The sequence below is a fragment of the Eubacterium uniforme genome (assembly GCF_900167115.1).
In the GTDB taxonomy this organism is placed as follows: domain Bacteria; phylum Bacillota; class Clostridia; order Lachnospirales; family Lachnospiraceae; genus Eubacterium_S; species Eubacterium_S uniforme.
The window spans coordinates 38,264-61,749 of sequence record NZ_FUXZ01000008.1 but is presented as its reverse complement, the minus strand read 5'-3'; the positions used below and the strand labels follow the sequence as shown (position 1 = coordinate 61,749).

26 protein-coding genes are annotated in these 23,486 nt (G+C 35.9%); all 26 read left to right on the top strand.

Features of this window, described 5'->3' with window-relative positions:
* The first annotated feature begins 22 nt into the window (after window positions 1-22).
* The 26 genes from B5D16_RS07035 (at window position 23) to B5D16_RS06910 (ending at window position 23,378) form a co-directional block, all read left to right on the top strand.
* Window positions 23-514: an NUDIX domain-containing protein gene (locus tag B5D16_RS07035; protein ID WP_078766289.1), complete on the top strand. Its 492-nt coding sequence runs from the start codon at window positions 23-25 to the stop codon at window positions 512-514.
* A 307-nt stretch (window positions 515-821) separates the two neighbouring features.
* Window positions 822-3,089 (top strand): formate C-acetyltransferase, encoded by a 2,268-nt coding sequence (pflB, locus tag B5D16_RS07030; RefSeq protein WP_078766288.1) that lies wholly within the window; start codon window positions 822-824, stop codon window positions 3,087-3,089.
* A 135-nt stretch (window positions 3,090-3,224) separates the two neighbouring features.
* Window positions 3,225-4,169, top strand: coding sequence for an L-lactate dehydrogenase (locus B5D16_RS07025; protein ID WP_078766287.1), 945 nt, complete (start codon window positions 3,225-3,227; stop codon window positions 4,167-4,169).
* Window positions 4,170-4,266: 97 nt separating this feature from the next.
* Window positions 4,267-4,851, top strand: a complete 585-nt coding sequence (locus tag B5D16_RS07020) for an HD domain-containing protein (protein WP_078766286.1) — start codon at window positions 4,267-4,269, stop codon at window positions 4,849-4,851.
* A 996-nt stretch (window positions 4,852-5,847) separates the two neighbouring features.
* A complete protein-coding gene (locus B5D16_RS07010) occupies window positions 5,848-7,074 on the top strand; it encodes a DNA cytosine methyltransferase (RefSeq protein WP_341465202.1) in 1,227 nt (408 codons plus the stop codon).
* Window positions 7,074-7,976: an Eco47II family restriction endonuclease gene (locus B5D16_RS07005; protein WP_078766284.1), complete on the top strand. Its 903-nt coding sequence runs from the start codon at window positions 7,074-7,076 to the stop codon at window positions 7,974-7,976. The genes B5D16_RS07010 and B5D16_RS07005 overlap by 1 nt, the downstream gene beginning before the upstream one ends.
* A gap of 29 nt (window positions 7,977-8,005) precedes the next feature.
* Window positions 8,006-8,788: a DUF4393 domain-containing protein gene (locus B5D16_RS07000; RefSeq protein ID WP_159444321.1), complete on the top strand. Its 783-nt coding sequence runs from the start codon at window positions 8,006-8,008 to the stop codon at window positions 8,786-8,788.
* Window positions 8,789-8,825: 37 nt separating this feature from the next.
* On the top strand, window positions 8,826-9,581 hold the full coding sequence (locus B5D16_RS06995; RefSeq protein WP_078766282.1) for a DUF6414 family protein: 756 nt from the start codon (window positions 8,826-8,828) through the stop codon (window positions 9,579-9,581).
* Window positions 9,582-9,698: 117 nt separating this feature from the next.
* Window positions 9,699-10,370: a DNA cytosine methyltransferase gene (locus B5D16_RS06990; RefSeq protein ID WP_242943009.1), complete on the top strand. Its 672-nt coding sequence runs from the start codon at window positions 9,699-9,701 to the stop codon at window positions 10,368-10,370.
* A 179-nt stretch (window positions 10,371-10,549) separates the two neighbouring features.
* Window positions 10,550-10,933 carry a hypothetical protein gene (locus tag B5D16_RS06985; RefSeq protein ID WP_078766281.1) on the top strand — a complete coding sequence of 128 codons (384 nt, stop codon included), beginning with the start codon at window positions 10,550-10,552 and terminating at the stop codon, window positions 10,931-10,933.
* A 35-nt stretch (window positions 10,934-10,968) separates the two neighbouring features.
* A complete protein-coding gene (locus B5D16_RS06980; protein ID WP_078766280.1) occupies window positions 10,969-11,967 on the top strand; it encodes a type II toxin-antitoxin system antitoxin SocA domain-containing protein in 999 nt (332 codons plus the stop codon).
* 142 nt (window positions 11,968-12,109) lie between these two features.
* Complete coding sequence (locus B5D16_RS12725) at window positions 12,110-12,238, top strand: hypothetical protein (RefSeq protein WP_278286359.1); 129 nt, start codon at window positions 12,110-12,112, stop codon at window positions 12,236-12,238.
* Between the two features lie 97 nt (window positions 12,239-12,335).
* Complete coding sequence (gene crcB / locus B5D16_RS06975; protein WP_078766279.1) at window positions 12,336-12,698, top strand: fluoride efflux transporter CrcB; 363 nt, start codon at window positions 12,336-12,338, stop codon at window positions 12,696-12,698.
* Window positions 12,699-12,714: 16 nt separating this feature from the next.
* Window positions 12,715-13,191 carry a dihydrofolate reductase gene (locus B5D16_RS06970; protein ID WP_078766278.1) on the top strand — a complete coding sequence of 159 codons (477 nt, stop codon included), beginning with the start codon at window positions 12,715-12,717 and terminating at the stop codon, window positions 13,189-13,191.
* 53 nt (window positions 13,192-13,244) lie between these two features.
* Entirely contained in the window at window positions 13,245-13,850 is a 606-nt protein-coding gene (fic, locus tag B5D16_RS06965; protein ID WP_078766277.1) for a protein adenylyltransferase Fic, read from the top strand.
* 65 nt (window positions 13,851-13,915) lie between these two features.
* The gene (locus B5D16_RS06960; RefSeq protein WP_242943008.1) at window positions 13,916-14,722 is read left to right on the top strand and encodes a radical SAM protein; all 807 of its coding nucleotides are present in this window, start codon (window positions 13,916-13,918) and stop codon (window positions 14,720-14,722) included.
* 458 nt (window positions 14,723-15,180) lie between these two features.
* Entirely contained in the window at window positions 15,181-15,678 is a 498-nt protein-coding gene (locus tag B5D16_RS06955; RefSeq protein WP_078766275.1) for an NADH-quinone oxidoreductase subunit NuoE family protein, read from the top strand.
* A gap of 30 nt (window positions 15,679-15,708) precedes the next feature.
* Window positions 15,709-16,059: a hypothetical protein gene (locus B5D16_RS06950; RefSeq protein ID WP_078766274.1), complete on the top strand. Its 351-nt coding sequence runs from the start codon at window positions 15,709-15,711 to the stop codon at window positions 16,057-16,059.
* Window positions 16,031-16,480: an ATP-binding protein gene (locus B5D16_RS06945; RefSeq protein WP_242943007.1), complete on the top strand. Its 450-nt coding sequence runs from the start codon at window positions 16,031-16,033 to the stop codon at window positions 16,478-16,480. Before B5D16_RS06950 ends, B5D16_RS06945 begins: the two co-directional genes overlap by 29 nt.
* An 11-nt stretch (window positions 16,481-16,491) precedes the next feature.
* Window positions 16,492-17,754, top strand: coding sequence for a [Fe-Fe] hydrogenase large subunit C-terminal domain-containing protein (locus B5D16_RS06940; protein ID WP_078766273.1), 1,263 nt, complete (start codon window positions 16,492-16,494; stop codon window positions 17,752-17,754).
* Window positions 17,741-18,073 (top strand): DRTGG domain-containing protein, encoded by a 333-nt coding sequence (locus tag B5D16_RS06935; RefSeq protein WP_078766272.1) that lies wholly within the window; start codon window positions 17,741-17,743, stop codon window positions 18,071-18,073. The genes B5D16_RS06940 and B5D16_RS06935 overlap by 14 nt, the downstream gene beginning before the upstream one ends.
* Window positions 18,066-18,803, top strand: coding sequence for a PHP domain-containing protein (locus B5D16_RS06930; protein ID WP_078766271.1), 738 nt, complete (start codon window positions 18,066-18,068; stop codon window positions 18,801-18,803). Before B5D16_RS06935 ends, B5D16_RS06930 begins: the two co-directional genes overlap by 8 nt.
* Entirely contained in the window at window positions 18,800-19,351 is a 552-nt protein-coding gene (locus B5D16_RS06925; RefSeq protein WP_479723672.1) for an ATP-binding protein, read from the top strand. Before B5D16_RS06930 ends, B5D16_RS06925 begins: the two co-directional genes overlap by 4 nt.
* A 54-nt stretch (window positions 19,352-19,405) precedes the next feature.
* Window positions 19,406-19,777, top strand: a complete 372-nt coding sequence (locus B5D16_RS06920; protein ID WP_078766269.1) for a (2Fe-2S) ferredoxin domain-containing protein — start codon at window positions 19,406-19,408, stop codon at window positions 19,775-19,777.
* A 17-nt stretch (window positions 19,778-19,794) separates the two neighbouring features.
* Window positions 19,795-21,615: an NADH-quinone oxidoreductase subunit NuoF gene (gene nuoF, locus B5D16_RS06915; protein ID WP_078766268.1), complete on the top strand. Its 1,821-nt coding sequence runs from the start codon at window positions 19,795-19,797 to the stop codon at window positions 21,613-21,615.
* Window positions 21,616-21,632: 17 nt separating this feature from the next.
* Window positions 21,633-23,378, top strand: a complete 1,746-nt coding sequence (locus B5D16_RS06910) for an NADH-dependent [FeFe] hydrogenase, group A6 (RefSeq protein ID WP_078766267.1) — start codon at window positions 21,633-21,635, stop codon at window positions 23,376-23,378.
* Window positions 23,379-23,486 lie beyond the last annotated feature (108 nt).

Genomic DNA, 23,486 nt, shown 5'->3' with positions numbered 1-23,486 from the left:
TTAATATCTTGGAGGAGGCATTATGTCATACGATTGTGGTTTTACTAAAGAGAATAACTGGTTTAGATATAGGACAGGAGGATTTGTTATTTGTGATGGCAAAATGCTTTTTGTTAAGAGTGAATTTATGGGTGGATACTATTATATGGTTGGCGGTGGAGTTACACTTGGTGAAACTTCAGTGCAGTGTATAGAAAGAGAAATCTTTGAAGAAACAGGCATGAAATTAAAAGCAGATCATCTAGCAGTTGTTTGTGAAAACTTCTTTAAGGGAGTTGGAGGCATAATGGATGCTAAGGATTGTCATGTTTTAGAGTTTTATTATGTTATGAAGGTTACACCCGAGGATATAAAGAATTGCAAGAAGATTACAGATCAAGGTGAGGAACTTGCATGGGTTTCGGTAGAGGACATAAAGAATGTTGTAATTAAACCTGATTTTGTAAGAGAAAGAATAGATGAGATTTTAAATTCCAAAGAAGTAATACATGTATTGGAAGAAAGAGATAGATAGTTAGAAATTGAGTGATTTATTATTGATTTGAATCAAGAAAGTTATGCTGCGAAACTTGATTTGAATCAATAATTGTGAAAATAGATGATAATTACTATCAAAATAAATATGCAAAACTTGATTTAAATCAAAGATTATAATTTGTGATGTGATTATAATTTGAGACGGAAAAGCAAAATAGATTTAAAAAGTGCTAGTTATGTTTTTTAAACATTTATAAATATTTGAACCCGTATACCCGGGTTTATGAGGAAAAACTTAGAGGAAAATATGTCAAATGACATGTATCGATGAAGGAGGATGCACGATGCAAAAAGAAGTAGTTCTTAACTATGAAGAGTGGGAAGGTTTCACGGGGAGACTTTGGAAAGAAGAGTGTAATGTAAGAGAGTTTATTACTTATAACTACACACCTTATACAGGTGATGAAAGTTTTCTTGAAGATGCTACAGATGCTACTAATAGACTTTGGAATAAGGTTCAGGTTCTTCAGAAAGCTGAAAGAGATAATGGTGGTGTTCTTGAAGAGGAAGTAGATGTAGTTTCTAGTCTTACTTCATATGGTCCGGGCTACATTGATGATGCACTTAAGGATTTAGAACAGATTGTTGGTCTTCAGACAGACAAGCCACTTAAGCGTGCGTTTATGCCATATGGTGGTATAAGAATGGCTGAAGAAGCTATTAAGATGTATGGTTATGAACCAAATAAGAACCTTCATAAGGTATTTACTGAGTATCATAAAACTCACAATCAGGCAGTTTATGATGCATATACAGAGGAAATGAGAGCTGTTAGAAAGAGTCATATTGTTACAGGTCTTCCTGATACATACGGAAGAGGACGTATCGTAGGTGACTACAGAAGAGTTGCTCTTTATGGTATTGATCAGCTTATTGAATGGAAGAAAGAAGATAAGAGAAACTGTGGCGATGGAACAATGACAGATGAAGTTATTCGTCAGAGAGAAGAACTTGCTGAACAGATTCGTGCTCTTGAAGGTATGAAGACTATGGCTATGGCTTATGGTATTGATATTAGTAGACCAGCAGCTACAGCTAAGGAAGCAGTTCAGTGGTTATACTTTGGATATCTTGCAGCTATTAAAACACAGAATGGTGCTGCAATGTCAATTGGACGTATTAGTACTTTCCTTGATATATATATTGAAAGAGATTTAAAGAAGGGTGTTATTACTGAAAAGCAGGCACAGGAATTAATTGATCACCTTGTTCTTAAACTTAGAATGGTTAAATTTGCAAGAATTCAGTCATATAATGAACTTTTCTCAGGTGACCCAGTTTGGGCTACACTTGAAGTTGCTGGTATTGGTATGGATGGACGTCCACTTGTTACTAAGAACTGTTTCAGATTCTTACATACACTTGAAAACATGGGACCATCACCTGAACCAAACTTAACAGTTCTTTATTCTTCACAGCTTCCAGAAGGCTTTAAGAGATATGCTTCAAGAATTTCTGTTAAGACAAGTTCAATTCAGTACGAAAATGATGATATTATGAAGCCAATCTGGGGCGATGATTACAGCATTTGCTGCTGTGTATCAGCTACTCAGACAGGTAAAGAAATACAGTTCTTCGGTGCTAGAGCAAACCTTGCTAAGTGTTTATTATACGCTATCAACGGTGGCGTGGATGTTAAGTCACACTTACAGGTAGGTCCTGCTACTAGACCAATTACATCAGAATATCTTGATTATAATGAAGTAGTTGATAGATTTACAGACATGATGGATTGGCTTGCTGGAATCTATGTAAATGTACTTAACTTAATTCATTATATGCATGATAAGTATTACTATGAGGCAGCAGAAATGGCTCTTATTGATACAAATGTAAGAAGAACATTTGCTACAGGTATTGCTGGTTTCTCACATGTTATTGATTCACTTTCAGCTATTAAGTATGCTAAGGTTAAAGTTATCCGTGATAGCGAAGGTCTTGCAGTTGACTTTGAAACTGAAGGCGATTTCCCTAAATATGGTAACGATGATGATAGAGCAGATAACATCGGTATCTGGGTATTAAATACATTCTTAAAGGATATTAAGAAGCGTCATACATATAGAAATTCTGAGCCTACAACTTCACTTCTTACTATTACATCTAACGTTGTTTATGGTAAGTACACAGGTAACATGCCTGATGGACGTAGAGCTTGGACACCACTTGCACCTGGTGCAAACCCAAGTTACGGTGCAGAAACAAGTGGTCTTTTAGCATCACTTAACTCAGTTGCTAAGATTCCATATTCATGGGCTCTTGATGGTATTTCAAATACTCAGTCTATGAATCCAAGTGCACTTGGTCATGATGAAGAAGAAAGAGTTAACAACCTTGTTAATGTACTTGATGGTTACTTCGACCAGGGTGCTCATCACTTAAATGTTAACGTATTCGATAAGGAAACACTTCTTGATATTATGAAGAATCCTGATGATCCTAAGTATGCTAACTTCACAATTCGTGTATCAGGTTACGCTGTTAAGTTTATTAACTTAACTAAGGAACAGCAGATGGATGTTATTAGTAGAACATTCCATGAGAGTTTATAGGATTGTTGGACTTCGAATTAGATAATAGATGAATGTAAAGCATGTGAGAATTACAGTTTGAATTTTCACATGCTTTTTTGTGATATAATAACTTATGTAATTAAAAATTTATACGTGATTAAAAGGAGAAGAAATATGAATATTAGAAAAGTAGCAATGATTGGTTGTGGTTTTGTTGGGGCAGCATCATGCTTTTCAATTATGGAAAGTGGATTATTTTCAGAGATGGTGCTTATTGATGCAAACAAGGAAAAAGCGGAAGGTGAAGCGCTTGATATCGCGCATGGACTTCCATTTTCTAAACCAATGAAAATATATGCAGGCGACTACGATGATATCGTTGATGCCTCAATAATCATAATATCAGCTGGCGCTAATCAGAAGCCAGGTGAAACAAGACTTGATCTTGTAAAGAAGAATGTTGCGATATTTGGCCAGATTATGCCCGAAATCGCAAAGAGAAATGTAGAAGGTGTAATCTTAGTTGTAGCTAATCCAGTTGATATCTTAACAACAGTTGCACAGAGATTATCAGGACTTCCAAAGAGCAGAGTATTCGGCTCAGGAACAGTACTTGATACAGCAAGACTTAAATACCTTCTTGGCGAGCACTTAGAAATTGACAGCCGAAGCATACACGCATTCATAATCGGTGAGCATGGCGACAGCGAGATAGCTGCCTGGAGCTCAGCAAATGTTTCCGGTATCCCACTTAGTCAGTGCTGTGAAATGAGAGGTTTTTATAACCACGAAAAGGCAATGCAGGATATCGCAGAGCAGGTTAAGAATAGTGCATATGAAATCATAAATAGAAAAGGCGCAACATACTATGGAATAGCAATGAGTGTAAAGCGTATATGCGAAGCCATTGTCAGAGATGAAAAATCTATTCTTCCAGTATCAAGTTACCTTGATGGACAGTTTGGAATTTATGGAATTTCACTTAGTATGCCTGCGATAGTTGGTAGAAATGGTGTTGAAGCCCTTGTACCAATTCAGCTTAGTGATGATGAATTAAGTAAGCTAAAGGAATCAGCAGATACACTTAAGAAAGCAATTGGTGAGTGCGATTGTTTATAAAGGAAATGGTTAGGGGAAAGTAAGAAAAATTTGTACAAATCAATAGTGAGGATTAGCTAAAATTAGGGAAGGAAAGCAATAGCAAATATTACGTAATATGGATATAACTTATATAGTCGATTATATACGAAATATATTTAAGAATAATTCAGATGGGCATGACGTGGCGCATACTATGCGCGTATATCATGAAGCGATGAAAATTGCAGCACATTATGATGAATGTGATAAGGAATTAGTAGCATATGCAGCATTGCTTCACGATGTTGATGATTATAAACTGACTAAAAACACAAACAATGAAAATGCACGTAATTGTCTTAAAAATCAGAATGTTGACGATGAAAGAATAGAGGAAATCTGTGCGATAATTAATGCGGTATCGTATAGCAAGAACAAAGGCAAAAAGCCTAATACCATAGAAACTAAAATTGTGCAGGATGCAGACAGGCTTGATGCAATCGGAGCGATTGGTATCGCTAGAGCATTTGCTTATGGTGGGAAGAACGGTAGAAGTTTTGAACAAACTATAGAGCATTTTCATGATAAACTCCTACTTCTTAAGGATGAGATGAATACGGACGAAGCCAGAATCGTAGCAAATGCAAGGCACTCCTTTATGGAATCATTTCTGAAGGAATTTGAAAAGGAGATGGGGGATAACCTTAAGTATATTAATTAGACTTCACCCTATGGGGTGGAGTCTTTTATAATGTAATATCGATTTTTTGCCGGGAATATCTTCAATAAAGATTAGTTCATTTTCTTTTAAAGTCTTTGAAATTTTAACGTGAAATTGTTGTGGGAAAATGTGGTTTGATGAGTGAAAATGTTGGCAGATAGTGGTAAAACAAAAAAGATATTTTTGTAACAAGTGGGGCATTTTGATACCTTTTTATTGAATAATAGAGATAATATGAATAATATTAACTTTAAAAGGTTATTTTCATACGTGAATAGCCTAAAATCATCAAAAAACAATAAAGTTTTTTCTTGTTACCATCTTCGTCATATACTTTATAGTTTTCACCCCCCAATCAACTTGTCTTTGAATTCCAGGTATGGTTTCAAATCTTACTGTAGCCTGCTTATTATAATCAGCTTTTACATTTTTTACGTATTCTTGAACAGTTGTATATCCAATTTTTATATTGAAATGTTCTTCTATTTTTTCTTTGGTTTTGTATATGTATATTCTGGTTTTGTTTCAGCAATACAATATTTTTTGCAGTACGTCTAGCTATGTTATATTTTTTTGTAATATCAACATAGGACATTCCTTTTTTGTAATCACTTCTAATGCTCATCCATTTATCTCCATTCATGCTTTAAGACTTCCAAAAGTCTATGAAAAATATCATACACTTTTAGAAGTTGGATGTACATTTTTTGAGCGTGATTTATGTACATTTTATCACCGTGATTAACATTTGATTTTGAAATCAAGTTTGAGGAATATCTGGAGATGAAAAACAAGAATGTGAAGACAGAAGATATACTTAAAGAATTAAATAAACCCGAATTACATAATAGGATGAAATGATGAGTACAACAAAACCAATAAAATCAACGCTTTGTAGAATAATTGTCCGATTTAAAAATGAGTTCAGAAAGTGTTGAAAATGTACCGCAAAGGGAATATAATATAAACGTATGTTTTTATTAATTGGAGGTAAATATGAGTTTTGCAACAACTACTGAAATGGCCGAAAAATGGAGCATTTCTAGAAGAAGAATTACTCGTTTGTGTGGTGAAGGAAGAATAGAAGGTGCTGTTTTAAAGGGAAATACTTGGTTAATCCCTGATAATACAGAAAAACCAGATGATCCTCGCCGCATTAGAAGGAATATGCAAAATACATTTTACAATATAGTGTACCCAGTTAAAGAAAAAAAGTTTTCGACAATAGAGTTATTTGCAGGTGCTGGTGGGTTAGCATTAGGTGTGGAAGAAGCTGGCTTTAATACAATCGGATTGATTGAATTTGATAGAGATGCTTGCGACACATTAAAGAAGAATCGTCCCAATTGGAGAGTTATTTGTGACGATATAGCTAATATCTCTAAATTGGATTTAGAAGATTACTTTGGAATCAAGAAAGGTGAATTAGATTTACTGTCCGGTGGAGCGCCATGTCAGGCATTTTCATACGCAGGTAAAAGATTGGGACTTGAAGATGCAAGAGGAACTTTGTTTTATCACTATGCGATTTTTTTGGAAAAATTACAGCCAAAGATGTTTTTGTTTGAAAATGTTAGAGGACTGTTGACGCATGACCATGGAAAGACCTATCAGACCATGCTTGAAATTTTTGAAAATGCAGGATATGACATTCAAAAGCAGGTTTTGAATGCTTGGGACTATGGAGTTGCACAAAAGAGAGAACGTCTTATCACGATAGGTATTCGTAAGGACTTAATGGAAAAAATAACATTCGAATTCCCAGAGGCACATGACTATAAACCAGTGCTAAGAGATATCTTAGAAAATGTCCCGGAGAGTATAGGTGTGTCATATGGAGAGAATAAGCGTAAGCTTTTTGAACTCGTACCGGCCGGTGGATATTGGAGAGATATAGACCCAGAATTGGCGAAAGCATACATGAAGAGTTGTTGGGATATGGAAGGTGGAAGAACAGGAATTTTAAGGCGGTTATCTATGGACGAGCCTTCATTAACGGTACTTACTTCACCGTCGCAGAAGCAAACGGAAAGGTGTCATCCTTTAGAGGCAAGACCTTTCACTGTAAGAGAGAACGCAAGGTGTCAATCTTTCCCAGATAGCTGGGAGTTCTGTGGGAAGGTTATGTCACAATATAAGCAGGTAGGAAATGCAGTTCCGGTTAATCTTGGATATGAAGTAGCAAATATGATATATGAAGCATTGGAAGGAGCAGAGGACTAATGAGTTGGGAATTATCTTTTATTTCAGAGAAAGATTTTACTAATCATGTAAAAGATACGATTGATAAATACGGGGAGAAGCTGGAGTCGTTTGACATTGTACGTTTTAACAAGAACATTGTTGATCCGATTAAGATGATATTCGATAAAACTGTATATCAGACATCATGGGATGAAATCGTTGGAAATGAGATTTTTAGGCAAAGAGACAAATCTAACAATAATGACATCGGATATTTTCATCAGCGTATTTTTCAGTATATAAATAATTGCCATGTTCCTGATAACGGAACAGAAGGTGGTTGGGATGTTATATTTCAAGTGCCTGAAGGAATAACGCTTCCGGAAGGGGATATTGTTCATACTGTTTATGTAGAAATGAAAAATAAGCATAACACCATGAACTCTGCTGCAGCTGGCAAAACATATATTAAGATGCAGAGCCAGTTATTAGATGATGACGATTGCGCATGCTTTTTAGTTGAAGCAATTGCAAAGAAATCTCAGAACATTAAGTGGGCCACTACTGTTGATGGAAAGAGCGTTTCGCATAAAAAGATTCGTAGAGTCAGTTTAGATCAGTTTTATGCTCTTGTAACAGGACAGGAGGATGCGTTTTATAAGATGTGCATGGTTCTCCCAAAGGTTATAGAGAAGGTTGTCAATGAAGGTGGAGAAGATGTCAAAGTACCACATGATTCTGTAATGAGCGAGCTTCGTAGAATTGCTGAGGAGATGGATACAGATGATGAAAACTTGGCAATGGCACTAGCTGTGTATTTGCTTGGATTTAGTACATATAATGGATTCTCGAAAGTCGCAGGCAATGTAGTTGATGATGTTGATGAAAATGCTTTGAAGCGAATTTATGAGTATGCGAAGAGGATAGTAAATATCAGATAAAAAAGTGTATGTTGGTATTTGGAGGAAAAATGGAGACAGGTGTAAACAAATTATTAGAAGGAACAGGCGAGGCTATAAAGACGGTTCCTGAATTGTATGATGATGGTTTGAAACCAGCGGTACAAGAGTCTGGGAAGACTCTATCATTATTGCCGAAGACTATTAATGCTGCGTTAGTTCCACTTAGAAAATGGATTGCTGAACGAGAGTATAGTTTGGCAGAGACTGAAAAGTTGCTAGAAATAAAGCTTAGAAATATAGATTATAATAAGATAGTTACTCCAGAAGCATACGTTGCAGTGCCTGCTTTGCAAGCCATTTCGTACTCTATGGATAGCGAAGAACTGAGAAATATGTATGCTAATCTTCTGGCAAAAGCAATGAATGTTGATGAAAAAGACAAGGTTCACCCTGCATTTGTTGAGTTGATAAAGCAGATGGCGCCCCGAGAAGCGCTAATCCTTGATGGTATTTTCAAATCATCTCTTACTCCGTTAATAGATTTGTCGATTAGAACTGATAAAGGAAATGATAATCATATATATAATATCTCATGGATTACTTGTTTTTCATATGATGACATTGCTGTAGCACTTGATAACTTGGAAAGAATGGGATTGATAGAAATTCCTTTTGGCGAGAGCTATGCTGACGATCGAGTATACAATTCAATTAGAAATACTAGTGTTTACAAGGAACAAAGGGAAAAACTAGAAAACATGAATATTGGCAAAATAAAAGAGACAAAAAAACATATTAAAAAGACGGCTTTAGCTAATTCTTTTTATGAGATTTGCCTTAAGGAAAAATGATGTTAGAGGAAACTATTGTTTGTTGGGGGAATGGTAAATGTTTAGAAGTTTTGTATATTTAGATGAAGAAAAACTGTATTCATATTTAAAACAGATTGACAAAGATTTTGTTAATAGACCGATGGAAGTAAATACAAAGAGAGCCAAAGGGGGAAGTATAGGTTTGCCTTCACTGAACTTAAATGCTGGGACAGAAACTGAAGAAAAAAGAAGTTATGAAAAAGATGTATTTAATGACTATGATAGATTTGAAAAAGATTTGGAAAAGTTAGAAGCAAGCGAATATTTTGATTTTGTGTTGAATTCAGGTTATGATTTAAAAAGTCTCCCAAAGATGTGCATTATACGATTTGATGGTAGATTTGAAATACCTGAACAGTTTGATATGTATAGCGTTGCGCAAGCTTTTATGCCTTTAATTACAAGTCAGATTCAAACAAGTAGTGATGATGAAAAAGAAATCCTTGAAGCTTTTTTAGGGAAGGCATCGGCGGACATTCCATTCTTGGTTGAGGATGAAGATGTTGTTATATCTGGCAAGTTGAATACAAATTGTCTTTTTGAATCATATCCAGAGTTAGAAGAATATACGGAACAAGATGTGTTTATGTTATGTAAAGTAATTGGAGTTATGAACAAGGAAAAGGTGGAGGTATTTAATCCACTAAAAGATTTTATTAAACTTCCGCGTGCAGTTAGAAGAGGAATGGATGAGGATTCAAAAAAAGGGCTAGAAAGTATTTGTGTGGATGGTCCTGTTTTGAAGGTTGAAGTGATTGCTATATATAAATAATGATGGTTGCAATTTGGTTGCAAAAACTTTTAGAAAAAATAAAATTACGTAGAATGAGTGGAATTTCACCACAATATCTAGACACGATAGCACGATATAGAGCCAATATAAAGTATCGTGACTAGAAGAAACAAGATAAAAATTATAGAGTTGCCAACAGGTTTAGGTGAGTTGTCAGATACATTTTCTTTTGGATTTGAAAATGCAGGAATTATGAAGGATGGAATAATTTACAGTTATAAAATTGTTCCAAATTATCATGGTGATGTTGTTACATTAGGTGATGTTATGGATGAAGGAGATGTTGAGGAATTATATTTTATTCCAGAGGAAAAATTATATTATACATATCCAGAAATAACACATAGTGATGAAACGCTTGAAAGATTATCTGTTGAACAGAGACAGACATGGCAGTATTTAAAGGGTGCAAAGAAGTTGCCTAGAAAAGCAGGAAATGGTCATGAGTATATCTTTTCAGAAGGTGCAATTCCTATGATTGATGATTACGATAAACCAGCAAGAACAATGCTTACATCAGAAGGTGGATTTAGTAGAACAACTCATATCGTAAAAGATAAGAAGACAGGAAGAATTAGATTGCTTACTGCAGCAGAAACGGAGAGAATTCAGGGATTTCCAACTGATTGGACTAAGGATGTTATTGTAGGTAATAAAGTTGTTGAAATGCCACTTAATAAGAGAAGGTTTATGATGGGTAACGCATTGGTCGTTAATGTAATTGGTCAGATGGAAAAAGAATTAAGTAAGATTTTTGAGAAGGAATAATTATATTGAAAGTAGTTTGCAGGGATGCAGACTTAGGACGAAATGATGGTAATAAAGAGGATTGTACATCCTCTTTATTTATTTGCCTGTTGTCAAATGATAGGATATTGACAAAACTCTATCATTTGCGTATAATGATAGAAAAATATAAAAAAACTATCAAAGGGAGGCGAAAATGATTGAATGTTACAGAAGAAGAAATTGAAAGATATCTTTATGATGTAAGAGAATTGATAAAAAGGGGAAGATATACACTTTCTTTAAATGATAATAGAACAGAAAACAAAAAATTGATAGATGATTATGTTATAGATAGTAAAAAAATAAAAAGTATTATTTTTGATTTGAATATAAAAGACTTCTCGGAGAAAGTTAGAAATGAAAAAGAAGGGAGGGAAAATGAAATTTTATATATATTTGGTAAAGAAGTTAAATTATTGGAAAGATATGGGAGTGAAGAAGTTATTGTACCATTATATATAAAGTTTAATAAATTGGGAAATAATTATGTTATAATTATTTCGTTCCATAAACAACAATATCCGCTTAGGTATTGTTTTTAGTAGTTTTTGGTAGGATAAAATGAAGGAGAAATACTATGAGTGAGAGGAAAGATTTTTGCATAGAATGCAGGAAGGAATGCTATTACTCTTTAAGAAAGCAGTATGTTAAAAAACTTATTAAAGATAAAGAATATACATTTGAAATAACAGAGGCATTTTGTGAAGAATGTGGAATGAAAATGGATGTTCATGGGTTGATGGACAAAAATATAAAGGAAATCGATGAGCAATATAGAAAGATAGAGGGGATAGTTTCGATTGAAGATATAGAAAAGGTTATTAATATATATAAAATTGGTAAAGCACCTTTATCTATAGCGTTAGGATTTGGTGAAATAACGATTACTAGATATTTGATGGGGCAAGTACCCTCAAAGGAATATTCAGATGTTATAAAAAAAGTATTGGCATCACCGAAATATATGATGGATAAACTTGAAGAAAATAAAGATAAAATTGCGGAAACAGCATATAAAAAAGCATATGAGGCGGCAAAAGAAATGCGAGATTTATTTTCAGTATCGAAAAAAATGCTGAATGTTATATCATACATTTTTGAAAAAATGGAGGAGATAACACCGTTAGCTTTACAAAAAATATTATATTTTATTCAGGGATTTAATTTAGCTATATATGGAAAAGAAATGGTAAAAGAAGAATGTAAAGCCTGGGAACATGGACCAGTATTTAGAGAAGTATATGATATATTTAAAGATTTTAAATATAACCCTATAGAAGATGATAGATTTGTAATATTTGAAAATACTGAAAGTGAACTTGATATAAATGAGAAAGAAATAATAGATTTAGTCATTAATACATTTGGCGTTTATAGTGCAAAAACATTAGAAAGAATAACACATTCTGAAACTCCTTGGATTGAAGCTAGATTAGGATATGATGATGGAATACCATCAAATGTTCTTATAAGTAAAAATAGTATGAAAGATTACTTTAAGCGTATTGATGAGAAATATAATATAGAAACGGAGGACGGAGTTAGAAAATATATAAAGAAAATACTGGAAAAATAGTTTTCGGTATTTATATAGAAAAAGCTGGAATGATAATTCCAGCAATCCCTTGTCAAGTAAAATACTTGATCATAAACTCAAATTAATGATACCAAAGTATTTTATTTCTGACAAGGAGAAATTCAGAAGGAGGTAAAGTGCTATGGCAGTACATCATGGTGGCAAAGTTGGTGCAGCAGCAAAAAAATTAGCTACTAAGTCAACTTCGAAAGCCACAAAGAGTAAATCAGGTAAAACTTTAGCTAATCATAAAGCAAAGTATCATAAATAAACCTGATATTTAAGAAGAGGATTAATGTCCTCTTCTTTTGCATATCAACAATACATGCGATATAATTACTACATTGAGATTATTAGTGAGGTATAACATGAAATTTATATATGTTGCGCTTGGTGGCGCATTTGGTGCGATGGCAAGGTATGCGATAAGTTTGCTTCCAGTTAAGTCTGATTTTCCTATTCTTACATTGGTGACGAATATTCTTGGTGCCATTTTGATTGGATTTGTTGTTGGGCTTGCGGATAATCATGAAAATGTTTCCGACGAGGCTATGTTGTTTTTGAAAACTGGCGTGTGTGGAGGATTTACGACATTTTCTACATTCTCGCTTGAGACGGTAAATATGTTTGATGAGAAGAGGGTATTTGCTGGAGGTTTGTACATGGTGCTTAGTTGTACTTGTTGTGTTATTGGCGTGATTGTAGGAAGAAAGATTTCCAAAGCATTTTAGAAAGTGAGGTTCACTTATGGTTGGTATTATTGCGGCGCGTTCCATTAACAATGTCATTGGTAAGGATGGCAAGATTCCTTGGAAAATCAAGGGCGAGCAGGCTCAGTTTAAAGAGTTAACTATTGGTAATGTTGTGGTCATGGGACGTAGATCTTTTGAAGAGATTGGAAGAGCTTTACCAAACAGAAAGACTATTGTTGTTTCGAATAATAAGGTGTTTGAGGGGGAGAATCTTGCGACTGTCGGTTCGGTTAAGGAGGCCATTGACCTTGCGGGTGATGAGAAGGTTTTCATAGCTGGCGGGTACGGCCTTTATAAGGAGGCTATGCCGTATGTTGATGTAATGTATATTACTGAGGTTAAAACATATATTGAGAATGGTGATGTGTTTTTTCCAGATTTTAACAAGGAGGATTTTGATGTTGAAATTGGAGAAAGCGCTGGTGATGATATAGAGTTTACGAGGGTGATTTATAGGCGTAGGAATAAGTGATAATATGTGGTAGAATTATACTATATTTTAGTATTTGATAGTTAGGAGAAAAAATGACATTAGATAATAAATTGGGAATAAAGGTTTCTTCAGAATTAGCACGAGAAGAGGAAAAAATTACTAAAAAGAAAGCGCTGAAGTTATATATGGAAGAGGTATTGTGTGATAAAAAACCAGGAACGGTAGATACACTGAAGTATATACATCAATTTTTGTTTGAAGATATTTATGAATTTGCTGGTAAAATTAGAGATGTAAATATGGCAAAGGGAAACTTTAGGTTTGCACCTTTGGTATATTTAGATGTTGCTTTAAATAATATAGAGAATATGCCACAATCTTCTTTCGAAGAAATTGTTGAAAAATATGTTGAGATGAATATTGCACATCCATTTCGAGAAGGAAATGGAAGAAGTATGCGTATATGGTTAGATCATATTTTTAAAGAAGAACTAGGTCAAGTTGTTGATTGGAGTAGAGTTGATAAAGAAGATTATCTTATGGCTATGGAGAGAAGTCCGATAAAGGATTTGGAAATAAAGGAAATATTAAGACAGGCTCTTACAAATGAAGTTAATAATAGAGAAGTGTTTATGAAGGGGATAGATAATAGTTATTTTTATGAAGGATATTATACATATAAGACTGAAGAATTATAGTCATAATAAAGTAGTTATAGGTTGTGGTGATTTAATAATGACTAGGAATAATGGAGATTTTTAATATGATAAAAGGATATGTACATTCAATAGAAAGTTTTGGAGCAGTAGATGGACCAGGTGTAAGATTTGTAGTATTTATGCAAGGTTGTAAGATGAGATGTAAATATTGTCATAATCCTGAAACTTGGAAGATTCCTAGTGAATTGAATGGGGACTCTTCAGAAGAGAGTATAGAAGCAGAGAAAGAAGATACAAATTCTAATGATTCTCTCTGTTCATACAAAGTAGTTACACCGGAAGAAATCTTTAAGCAGGCGCTTAGATACAAACCATATTGGAAGAACGGCGGTGGAATCACTGTGAGTGGTGGCGAGGCACTTTTGCAGATTGATTTTATTATTGAATTATTTACGCTTGCAAAGAAGGAGGGCGTGCATACTACTCTTGATACTTCAGGTAATCCATACATGAATGATGGAGAGTGGTTTGAGAAGTTTAAAAAGCTTTGTGAAGTAACAGATCTGTTTATGCTTGATATAAAGCAGATTGATGATGAAAAACATAAGGATTTAACCGGGTTCTCTAACAAAAACATATTGGATATGGCTACTTATCTTTCAGATAATGATAAGGCTATGTGGATTAGATATGTTTTGGTACCAGGGCTTACTGATGATGAAGGTGATGTTAAGAAACTTGCTGAATTTATCGATACTCTTAAAACAGTGGAAAGGGTAGAAGTGTTACCTTATCATAGAATGGGTGTTCCAACATATGAGAAACTTGGAATCAAGTATAGATTAGAAGGAGTAACAGCGCCTGATGCAGATACAATTAAGAAAACTAAAGAAATTTTGAACATAGAGTGATAAGACAAATTAATGATATTTATAGATAATAAATATCATTAACGCCTAAAGTGTTATACTTATTGAGGACGGTAAGATAGAAAATTATAATCAAAAACTATAACGAAAATACAAAAATTTTTAAAAATTGAATAAAATATATCAATAATTTTTATCAATAAGCGCATTTTGGATTAAGAAAAATCAAACGAAAATGACATGATTTTTCTAGCCTAAAAATGCGCTTTTTGCTTGTAAAAATAAGGTTTTTACAACGCTTTGAAATTATGTTAAAATATTGTTTAGGTGAGTTTTCACGGGCTTTTTTATTGTTAAAATTTTATCAATAAGACATGTGGCATTATTAGTTCACATGATGATAAAGAAATCTAATGGTTATATAACAATGAATAATAATCCAACAACAAGAGGATATTAATAAAAAGTCAAAAGAATAAAATGAAGGAGGAGCAGTACTAATGAAAAAGAAAATTAGCAGTTTGCCTTTCAATGGTACTCCAGAACAGGAAGAAAAATTAAAAGCTGTAATCGAAGCTAACAAGAGTGACAAGAGCCGTCTTATGGCTGTTATGCAGGAAGCACAGGAAATCTACGGTTATCTTCCAAAAGAAGTTCAGCTTATGATTGCTGAAGGTATGGATGTACCTCTTGAGAAGGTATTCGGTGTAGCTTCATTCTATGCTCAGTTTTCTCTTACACCAAAGGGAGAATACAACATTTCAGTATGTCTTGGTACAGCTTGTTATGTTAAGGGCGCTCAGAGTCTTGTTGACAAGCTTGAAGAAGAACTTGGAATTGGACTTGAAGAATGTACAGCTGATGGTAAGTTCTCACTTACAGCTTGTCGTTGTATAGGTGCTTGTGGTCTTGGCCCAGTACTTACAGTTAATGATGAAGTTTATGGTAAACTTACAGCTGATGATATCCCAGGTATCTTAGCTAAGTATCAGGGTTAGTTAATAGCTTAGGTGGAGAAGGTTAAATTTATGATAATTGAAGAATTAAAAACATTATTGGATGCTGAGGTTCTATGCTGCGAGGAGAATTTATCACATCCTGTATATTCCGCTTGCGGATGCGATCTTATGAGCGATGTTTTAGCTTATGTTAAAGACCAGGGAGTTTTACTTACAGGACTTGTTAATCCACAGGTTGTAAGAACTGCAACCATGATGGATATGGTTTGTATCGTATTTGTTCGTTCAAAATTACCTACAGAGGAGATGCTTGAACTCGCTAGAGCTAATGGCATAGTCATCATGAGAACGAAAAAGAGATTGTACGAGGCTTGTGGAATACTATATACGAATGGGCTTACAGGAAAAAGTAGCGAATGAGCCAATGCTGGTATATCATTTTGATATAGACGGTGATGATTTTTCATCTGCCGGACAGGCCAGCGTGGTTATAAAAAATAACTTAAGACAATTGGGACTATCTCCTGAAATTATAAAGAGAGTTTCCATCTCGATGTATGAGGGAGAAATCAATATGGTTATTCACGCTAAAGGCGGCACAGCTGACGTGAAGGTTTATGAAGACTGTATTGAGATTATTCTCGCAGATAAAGGTCCTGGAATTAAAGATATTGAACAGGCTATGCAGGAAGGGTTTTCAACTGCTTCTGATACCACAAGGTCTCTTGGATTTGGCGCCGGAATGGGGCTTCCAAATATGAAGAGATATTCGGATGAGATGCATATCGATTCTGTAGTGGACGTTGGAACGACAGTTACAATGAAGATCAATATAGCATAAAGAGAAGGATTATGAATAATTATCAACATTCAGTGCTGCTGGATCTTAGCAAATGCACCGGCTGCACAACTTGTTTGAAGCATTGTCCTACTGAAGCAATTCGTATTCAAGATGGTCACGCAGTGATTAATGATACGAGATGCATAGACTGTGGTGAGTGTATAAGAAATTGTCCTCACCAAGCGAAGAAGGCGGTATCATCAAAGTTTGAAGAAATGGATAAATTCAAATATAAAATCGCACTACCTGCACCTACGTTGTATGGTCAGTTTGAAAATCTTGATGATATTGATTATGTTTTAGACGGGTTATTAAAAATTGGATTCGATGATGTATTTGAGGTTTCAAAAGCGGCTGAACTAGTTTCGGCGTACACAAGGTTATACCTTAAGACAGATGGTATTACAAGGCCTGTGATTTCATCTGCCTGCCCGGTTATTGTAAGACTTATAGAACTACGATATCCATCACTTAATTCTAATATCATTCACATGCTTCCACCTATGGAAGTTGCTGCTAATCTCGCAAGAGAGAAGGCTATGAAGGAACATCCTGAACTTAAGGATGAAGATATTGGAGTTTGTTTTATAACACCTTGCCCTGCAAAGGTTAGTTACGTAAAGAACGGATTTGCTGATTATAAGAGTAAGGTTGACGTGGTGGTTTCAATTAGTGATATCTATTTTAAACTGATTGATGAAATGAAGTATGGTAGCGATATCAAGAGTCTTTGTGAAACGGGTATTATAGGGTTGTCCTGGGCGTCGTCAGGCGGTGAGGCTACAGCAATTTTTTCAGAAAAATATCTGGCTGCGGATGGCATAGAGAATGTCATGAGAGTTCTAGATCAGGTTGAAAATGGAAATATTTCACAGCTTGAGTTTATCGAGCTTAATGCTTGTCCTGGTGGATGTGTGGGCGGTGTTTTAACTGTTCAAAATCCATTTATTGCAAAAGCAAGACTAAGATCACTTAGACGTGGTCTTCCAGTTTCAAGAAATACTCTTGATAAGGACAAGGATCAATATATTCCGGATTCTTATTTGTTTAATGAACTTCCAAAGTACGCGCCAATAGCAAGGCTTTCGGATAATTTAGCTGAGTCTATGAGAATGATGGCTGATATAAGAGACCTTAGAAGTTCCCTTCCGGGAATTGATTGTGGCGCATGCGGTGCTCCAAGTTGTAGAGCATTTGCTGAGGATATTATAAGAGGAAGAGCTGATATTAGCTCTTGTATAATCAAGGGAGTTAGTGAAGATGACAGTAAGTGAGTTAGCACAGGAGTGCGGATTTGATGTTTTAGCAATGCCAGAACCTGACAGAGTGGTGAAGGGTGCATATATAGGTGATCTTTTATCATGGGTTATGGGAAGAGCAAGTGAGGGAAATGCATGGATTACAATTATGACGAATGTAAATACTCTTGCAGTTGCATCATTAAGTGATTGCTCATGTGTGATTTTATCTGAAGGTGTTGAACTTTCAGAGGATTTAGTTGAAACGGCCATGGCTAAGATGGTCAATGTTTTATCGACTAAACTGCCATCATATGAAACGGCTCTTGCGATTAGTGGAAAGATTGATGAGTAAGTATTATTACGATTTGCATTTACATTCCTGTTTATCACCTTGTGGTGATGACGATAATACGCCAAATAACATAGCTGGTATGGCTAAGTTGTGTAACCTAGATATAGTTGCACTTACAGACCACAACAGCACTAAGAATTGTCCTGCTTTTTTTGAAGCGGCAAGGCGTTATGAAATCGTACCGATTGCGGGCATGGAACTTACGACAAGTGAGGATATTCATGTTGTTTGTCTTTTTGAAACATTAGAAAGGGCGATGGCATTTGATGAGGATTTGCAAAAGCATAGAATCTTAGTTAAAAATAAGGTCGATATATTCGGTAAGCAGCAAATTCTTAACGGTATGGATGAAGAAATCGGGCAGGAAGAGTATTATTTACCAAATGCAACAGATATATCATATGAAAATGTTAAAGATTATGTGGAGGAGTTTGATGGAGTATGCTTTCCGGCGCATATTGATAGAAAGTCAAATGGCGTTGTTTCAGTACTTGGAACATTACCGGAATCCCCAAACTTTAAGTGCGTTGAATTTAATTTAAGTGGAAGCATAATCACTTATAAAGATAAATATAATCTAGGGGATAAGATTATTTTAGTCAATTCAGACGCACACTATCTTAATATGATGCGGGATGCACAAAACTGCATCGAATTACCAGATGGTCTTACAACAGAACAGGATATAGTTTCTAATCTCTTTAAAGTTTTGAGAGGTGAAACATTATGAAAGAATTATCTTTAAATATTTTGGACGTTGCGGAGAATTCCGTTAAGGCGGGAGCAACACTCACACAGATTCTAATTGAGGAAGAGGGTGATAATTTCACTTTATCTTTCATAGATGATGGATGTGGAATGAGTGAGGAAGTTGTTAAATCCGTGGTTGATCCATTTTATACGACTCGTACCACAAGAAAGGTTGGGTTGGGAGTTCCGCTTCTAAAGCTTGCTGCGGAACAGACTGGTGGTTGCCTAGAGGTTGAATCTAGAACTGCTAAAGATTATCCTGATAATCATGGTACGAAGGTTGTTGCAAAATTTAATAAAAATCATATAGATTTTACACCCCTTGGTGATGTGATTTCCTCAATCACTACACTGATTCAGGGGCATCCTGATACAGACTTTTTGTTCATTCACAAGGTGGATGGAAAAGAGATTAAGCTTGATACAAGAGAGCTTAGAGAAGTATTAGGTGGAGTTTCACTTGGTGAATATGAAGTTATCAAGTGGATTGAGGATTTTTTGAAGGAACAATATGTTGAAGCTGAATGATGATTTTACAAAAATATTCAGTGATTAATTGAAATAAGGAAGGATGGATTTAATATGAAATCATTAGCTGAACTCCAAGCAATTAAAGAGAAGATGCAGAATAAAGTTGTTCTTCGTGAAGGAAGTAATGAAATCCGTGTAGTTGTTGGTATGGCTACATGTGGTATCGCAGCTGGCGCTCGTCCAGTACTTAGCGCACTTGTTGAAAGTGTTAATGAGCTTGGATTATCCGACAAAGTAACTGTTTCACAGACAGGTTGCATTGGTATCTGTCAGTATGAACCTGTTGTTGAAGTATTTGAAGCAGGTAAAGAAAAAGTTACATATGTAAAAATGACAGCAGAAAAAGCTAGAGAAGTTGCTGAAGCTCATCTTCAGGGCGGCAAAGTTCTCACTGACTATACACTCGATCAGGGTGAATTATAATTTGGAGGTAAATTTGTATGATACGTTCACAAGTTCTTATCTGTGGCGGTACAGGCTGTACCTCTTCAGGTAGTAAAAAGATTCAAGAAGCTTTCAAGGAAAATCTTACTAAATTTGATCTTGAAGGTGAAGTTAAGCTCGTACAAACAGGTTGTTTCGGTTTATGTGCTTTAGGTCCGGTTGTTATCGTATACCCAGAAGGTACATTCTATAGCCAGGTTAAGCCTGAAGATGTAGCTGAAATCGTTGAAGAACATTTGCTCAAAGGTCGTGTTGTTGACCGCCTTGTTTATGATGAAACTTCAACACCTAAGGAAGAGTTAGAAGGTGGTGTTTCACTTTCAGATACAGACTTCTATAAGACACAGCACCGTGTAGCTCTTAGAAACTGTGGTGTTATTGATCCAGAAAATATTGAAGAATATATTGCTATGGATGGTTACGCAGCACTTGGTAAGGTTCTTACTGAGATGTCACCAGAAGACGTTATCGAAGAAGTTAAGAAATCAGGTCTTCGTGGTCGAGGCGGCGGTGGATTCCCTACTGGCGTTAAGTGGTCACTTTGTGCACCAAATAAAGCAGACCAGAAGTACGTTGTATGTAACGCTGACGAAGGTGACCCAGGTGCGTTCATGGACCGTTCAGTATTAGAGGGTGATCCTCATTGTATCGTTGAAGCTATGACAATTTGTGGTTACGCAGTAGGCGCAACTAAAGGTTTTGTTTATGTTCGTGCTGAGTATCCTATCGCTGTACATAGACTTCAGATTGCTATCGATCAGGCTAGAGAATATGGTCTTTTAGGTAAAGACATCTTTGGTTCAGGTTTCGATTTTGACTTAGAGATCCGTCTTGGTGCCGGTGCTTTCGTATGTGGTGAAGAGACAGCTCTTATGACATCTATCGAAGGTAACAGAGGTGAGCCAAAGCCAAGACCACCATTCCCAGCAGTTAAGGGTCTTTTCGGTAAGCCAACAGTTGAAAATAACGTTGAAACATTTGCTAACGTTCCACAGATCTTACTTAAGGGTGCTGACTGGTTCGCATCAATGGGTACAGAAAGATCAAAGGGTACTAAGGTATTTGCTCTTGGTGGAAAGATTAAGCATACAGGTCTCGTAGAAGTTCCTATGGGAACAACTCTTAGAGAAATCATTTATGATATCGGTGGCGGTATCCCTAATGGTAAAGAATTCAAGGCTGCTCAGACAGGTGGTCCATCAGGTGGATGTATCCCAGCAAGCCTTATCGATACAGAGATTGACTATGATAACCTTACAGCTATCGGTTGTATGATGGGTTCAGGTGGTCTTATCGTTATGGATGAAGACACATGTATGGTTGATATTGCTAAATTCTTCCTTGAATTTACAGTAGATGAATCATGTGGTAAGTGTACTCCATGTCGTATCGGTACTAAGAGACTTTTAGAACTCCTTACAAAGATTACAGAGGGTAAGGGAACAATGCAGGATATTGATGATATGGAACAGTTATGTTACTACATCAAGGCTAACTCTGCATGTGGTCTTGGACAGACAGCTCCTAACCCAGTTCTTGCTACACTTAAGTTCTTCAGACATGAGTATGAAGCTCACGTTAATGAGAAGAAGTGTCCAGCAGGTGTATGTAAGTCACTCCTTCAGTTCGTTATCGATAAAGATAAGTGCGTAGGTTGTGGTATGTGTGCTAGAAACTGTCCAGTTTCTACAATCGTTAAGACAGATTACATCGCACCAGGTAAGAAGCTTCCTGCATTCGAAATTCAGCAGGATAAATGTATCAAGTGTGGCGCTTGTATGGCTAACTGTAAACCAAAAGCCATCAGCAAGCAGTAAGAAAGGAGCATAAGATAATGGAAATGGTAAATTTAAAAATTAACGGAATCGATGTCAGTGCTCCAAAGGGCTCAACAATTTTGGACGCTGCACGTTCAGTAGGTATTGAAATTCCTACATTATGTTTTATGAAAGAAATCAACGAAATCGGTGCTTGCCGTATCTGTGTAGTTGAAGCTAACGAAGGCAGAGGATTTCGTCAGGTAACAGCTTGTGTATATCCAGTATCAGAAGGTATGGAAGTTAAGACAAATACAGAAGCTATTCAGAAAGCTAGAAAGACAACACTTGAACTTATGTTATCAGTTCATGATATGAGCTGTCTTTCATGTACAAGATCACAGAACTGTGAACTTCAGAAATTATGTTATGATTACGGCGTAGACCAGAAGAAGTTCGAAGGTGAAAAGCCAGAATATGAACTTGACTTCTCAACTCCACATCTTGTAAGAGATAACAATAAGTGTATCCTTTGTAGAAGATGTGTAGCTATCTGTAAGGAACAGTACGTAAGTGTAATTGGTCCTAACGATAGAGGTTTCGATACATCAATCGGTCAGCCATTTAGAATTTCTCTTAATGAGACACCTTGTATCTCATGTGGACAGTGTACAACAGTTTGTCCTACAGGTGCTCTTACAGAGAAAGATGATACAGATAAAGTTTGGGATGCTCTTAATGATCCTGATAAGTATGTTATCGTTCAGACAGCTCCATCAGTTAGAGCTGGTCTTGGCGAATGCTTCGGTTACCCAATCGGTACTAACGTAGAAGGTAAGATGGTAACAGGTCTTAGAATGTTAGGTTTCGATAAGGTATTCGATACAGACTTCTCAGCTGACTTAACAATCGTTGAGGAAGCTAACGAATTAGTTGAAAGAATTAAGAATGGTGGAACACTTCCAATGGTAACATCATGTTCACCAGGATGGGTTAAGTTCTGTGAATTCTATTATCCAGACTTACTTCCACACCTTTCAACATGTAAGTCACCACAGCAGATGGCTGGTGCAGTATTTAAGACATATTATGCTGAAAAGATGGGCATTGATCCTAAGGATATCGTTTCAGTTTCAGTTATGCCTTGTACAGCTAAGAAGTTCGAAATTGGTAGAGAAGATCAGTCAGCTTCAGGTTATCCAGATGTTGACATCGCTATCACAACAAGAGAACTTGGTCGTATGTTAGACAGACTTGGTGTTGACTTCACTAAGTTACCTGACAGTGAATTTGATTCACCATTAGGTATTGATACAGGTGCTGCTGTTATCTTCGGTGCTACAGGTGGTGTTATGGAAGCTGCTGTTCGTACAGCTAACGCTTGGTTAAATGGCGCTACAGAAGCTATCGAACTTGAAGCAGTTCGTGGTACTGAAAGTATCAAAGAAGCAACAGTTAATGTTGGTGGTACAGACCTTAAGCTTTGTGTAGCTTCAGGTGCTAAGGCTGCTAAGGAAGTTATGGAAAAAGTTGCTGCTGGTAACCCAGAAGGATGGGGATTCATCGAAATCATGGGTTGTCCAGGTGGTTGTGTAACTGGTGGTGGTCAGCCAGTAGTTCCTCAGTATGTTCGTGATACTGTTGATGTTAAGGCTCTCCGTGCTAAAGTTCTTTACGATGCTGATAAGGCTATGGAACTTCGTATGTCACATGAATCACCAGTAATCAAGGCTCTTTATGAAGAGTACTTTGGTGAATATGGTAGTGAAAAAGCTCACCATACACTTCATACTTCATATGTTGCTAGAAAGAGATATGAATAGTCGCAATAAGCGAGTTGGATAAAAATAAGGCGCGCATGCTTGCATGCGGCGCCTTATTTTTTTGAGGTGTAATGGCAAGTTTACTTGCCGGTGGCGTTTTTTTATTTA

Excerpts from the sequence above, each read along its gene's own strand:
- B5D16_RS07035 (WP_078766289.1), top strand. The coding sequence starts at position 23 with ATGTCATACGATTGTGGTTTTACTAAAGAGAATAACTGGTTTAGATAT.
- pflB (WP_078766288.1), top strand. The coding sequence starts at position 822 with ATGCAAAAAGAAGTAGTTCTTAACTATGAAGAGTGGGAAGGTTTCACG.
- B5D16_RS07025 (WP_078766287.1), top strand. The coding sequence starts at position 3,225 with ATGAATATTAGAAAAGTAGCAATGATTGGTTGTGGTTTTGTTGGGGCA.
- B5D16_RS07020 (WP_078766286.1), top strand. The coding sequence starts at position 4,267 with ATGGATATAACTTATATAGTCGATTATATACGAAATATATTTAAGAAT.
- B5D16_RS07010 (WP_341465202.1), top strand. The coding sequence starts at position 5,848 with ATGAGTTTTGCAACAACTACTGAAATGGCCGAAAAATGGAGCATTTCT.
- B5D16_RS07005 (WP_078766284.1), top strand. The coding sequence starts at position 7,074 with ATGAGTTGGGAATTATCTTTTATTTCAGAGAAAGATTTTACTAATCAT.
- B5D16_RS07000 (WP_159444321.1), top strand. The coding sequence starts at position 8,006 with ATGGAGACAGGTGTAAACAAATTATTAGAAGGAACAGGCGAGGCTATA.
- B5D16_RS06995 (WP_078766282.1), top strand. The coding sequence starts at position 8,826 with ATGTTTAGAAGTTTTGTATATTTAGATGAAGAAAAACTGTATTCATAT.
- B5D16_RS06980 (WP_078766280.1), top strand. The coding sequence starts at position 10,969 with ATGAGTGAGAGGAAAGATTTTTGCATAGAATGCAGGAAGGAATGCTAT.
- B5D16_RS12725 (WP_278286359.1), top strand. The coding sequence starts at position 12,110 with ATGGCAGTACATCATGGTGGCAAAGTTGGTGCAGCAGCAAAAAAATTA.
- crcB (WP_078766279.1), top strand. The coding sequence starts at position 12,336 with ATGAAATTTATATATGTTGCGCTTGGTGGCGCATTTGGTGCGATGGCA.
- B5D16_RS06970 (WP_078766278.1), top strand. The coding sequence starts at position 12,715 with ATGGTTGGTATTATTGCGGCGCGTTCCATTAACAATGTCATTGGTAAG.
- fic (WP_078766277.1), top strand. The coding sequence starts at position 13,245 with ATGACATTAGATAATAAATTGGGAATAAAGGTTTCTTCAGAATTAGCA.
- B5D16_RS06960 (WP_242943008.1), top strand. The coding sequence starts at position 13,916 with ATGATAAAAGGATATGTACATTCAATAGAAAGTTTTGGAGCAGTAGAT.
- B5D16_RS06955 (WP_078766275.1), top strand. The coding sequence starts at position 15,181 with ATGAAAAAGAAAATTAGCAGTTTGCCTTTCAATGGTACTCCAGAACAG.
- B5D16_RS06950 (WP_078766274.1), top strand. The coding sequence starts at position 15,709 with ATGATAATTGAAGAATTAAAAACATTATTGGATGCTGAGGTTCTATGC.
- B5D16_RS06945 (WP_242943007.1), top strand. The coding sequence starts at position 16,031 with ATGGGCTTACAGGAAAAAGTAGCGAATGAGCCAATGCTGGTATATCAT.
- B5D16_RS06940 (WP_078766273.1), top strand. The coding sequence starts at position 16,492 with ATGAATAATTATCAACATTCAGTGCTGCTGGATCTTAGCAAATGCACC.
- B5D16_RS06935 (WP_078766272.1), top strand. The coding sequence starts at position 17,741 with ATGACAGTAAGTGAGTTAGCACAGGAGTGCGGATTTGATGTTTTAGCA.
- B5D16_RS06930 (WP_078766271.1), top strand. The coding sequence starts at position 18,066 with ATGAGTAAGTATTATTACGATTTGCATTTACATTCCTGTTTATCACCT.
- B5D16_RS06925 (WP_479723672.1), top strand. The coding sequence starts at position 18,800 with ATGAAAGAATTATCTTTAAATATTTTGGACGTTGCGGAGAATTCCGTT.
- B5D16_RS06920 (WP_078766269.1), top strand. The coding sequence starts at position 19,406 with ATGAAATCATTAGCTGAACTCCAAGCAATTAAAGAGAAGATGCAGAAT.
- nuoF (WP_078766268.1), top strand. The coding sequence starts at position 19,795 with ATGATACGTTCACAAGTTCTTATCTGTGGCGGTACAGGCTGTACCTCT.
- B5D16_RS06910 (WP_078766267.1), top strand. The coding sequence starts at position 21,633 with ATGGAAATGGTAAATTTAAAAATTAACGGAATCGATGTCAGTGCTCCA.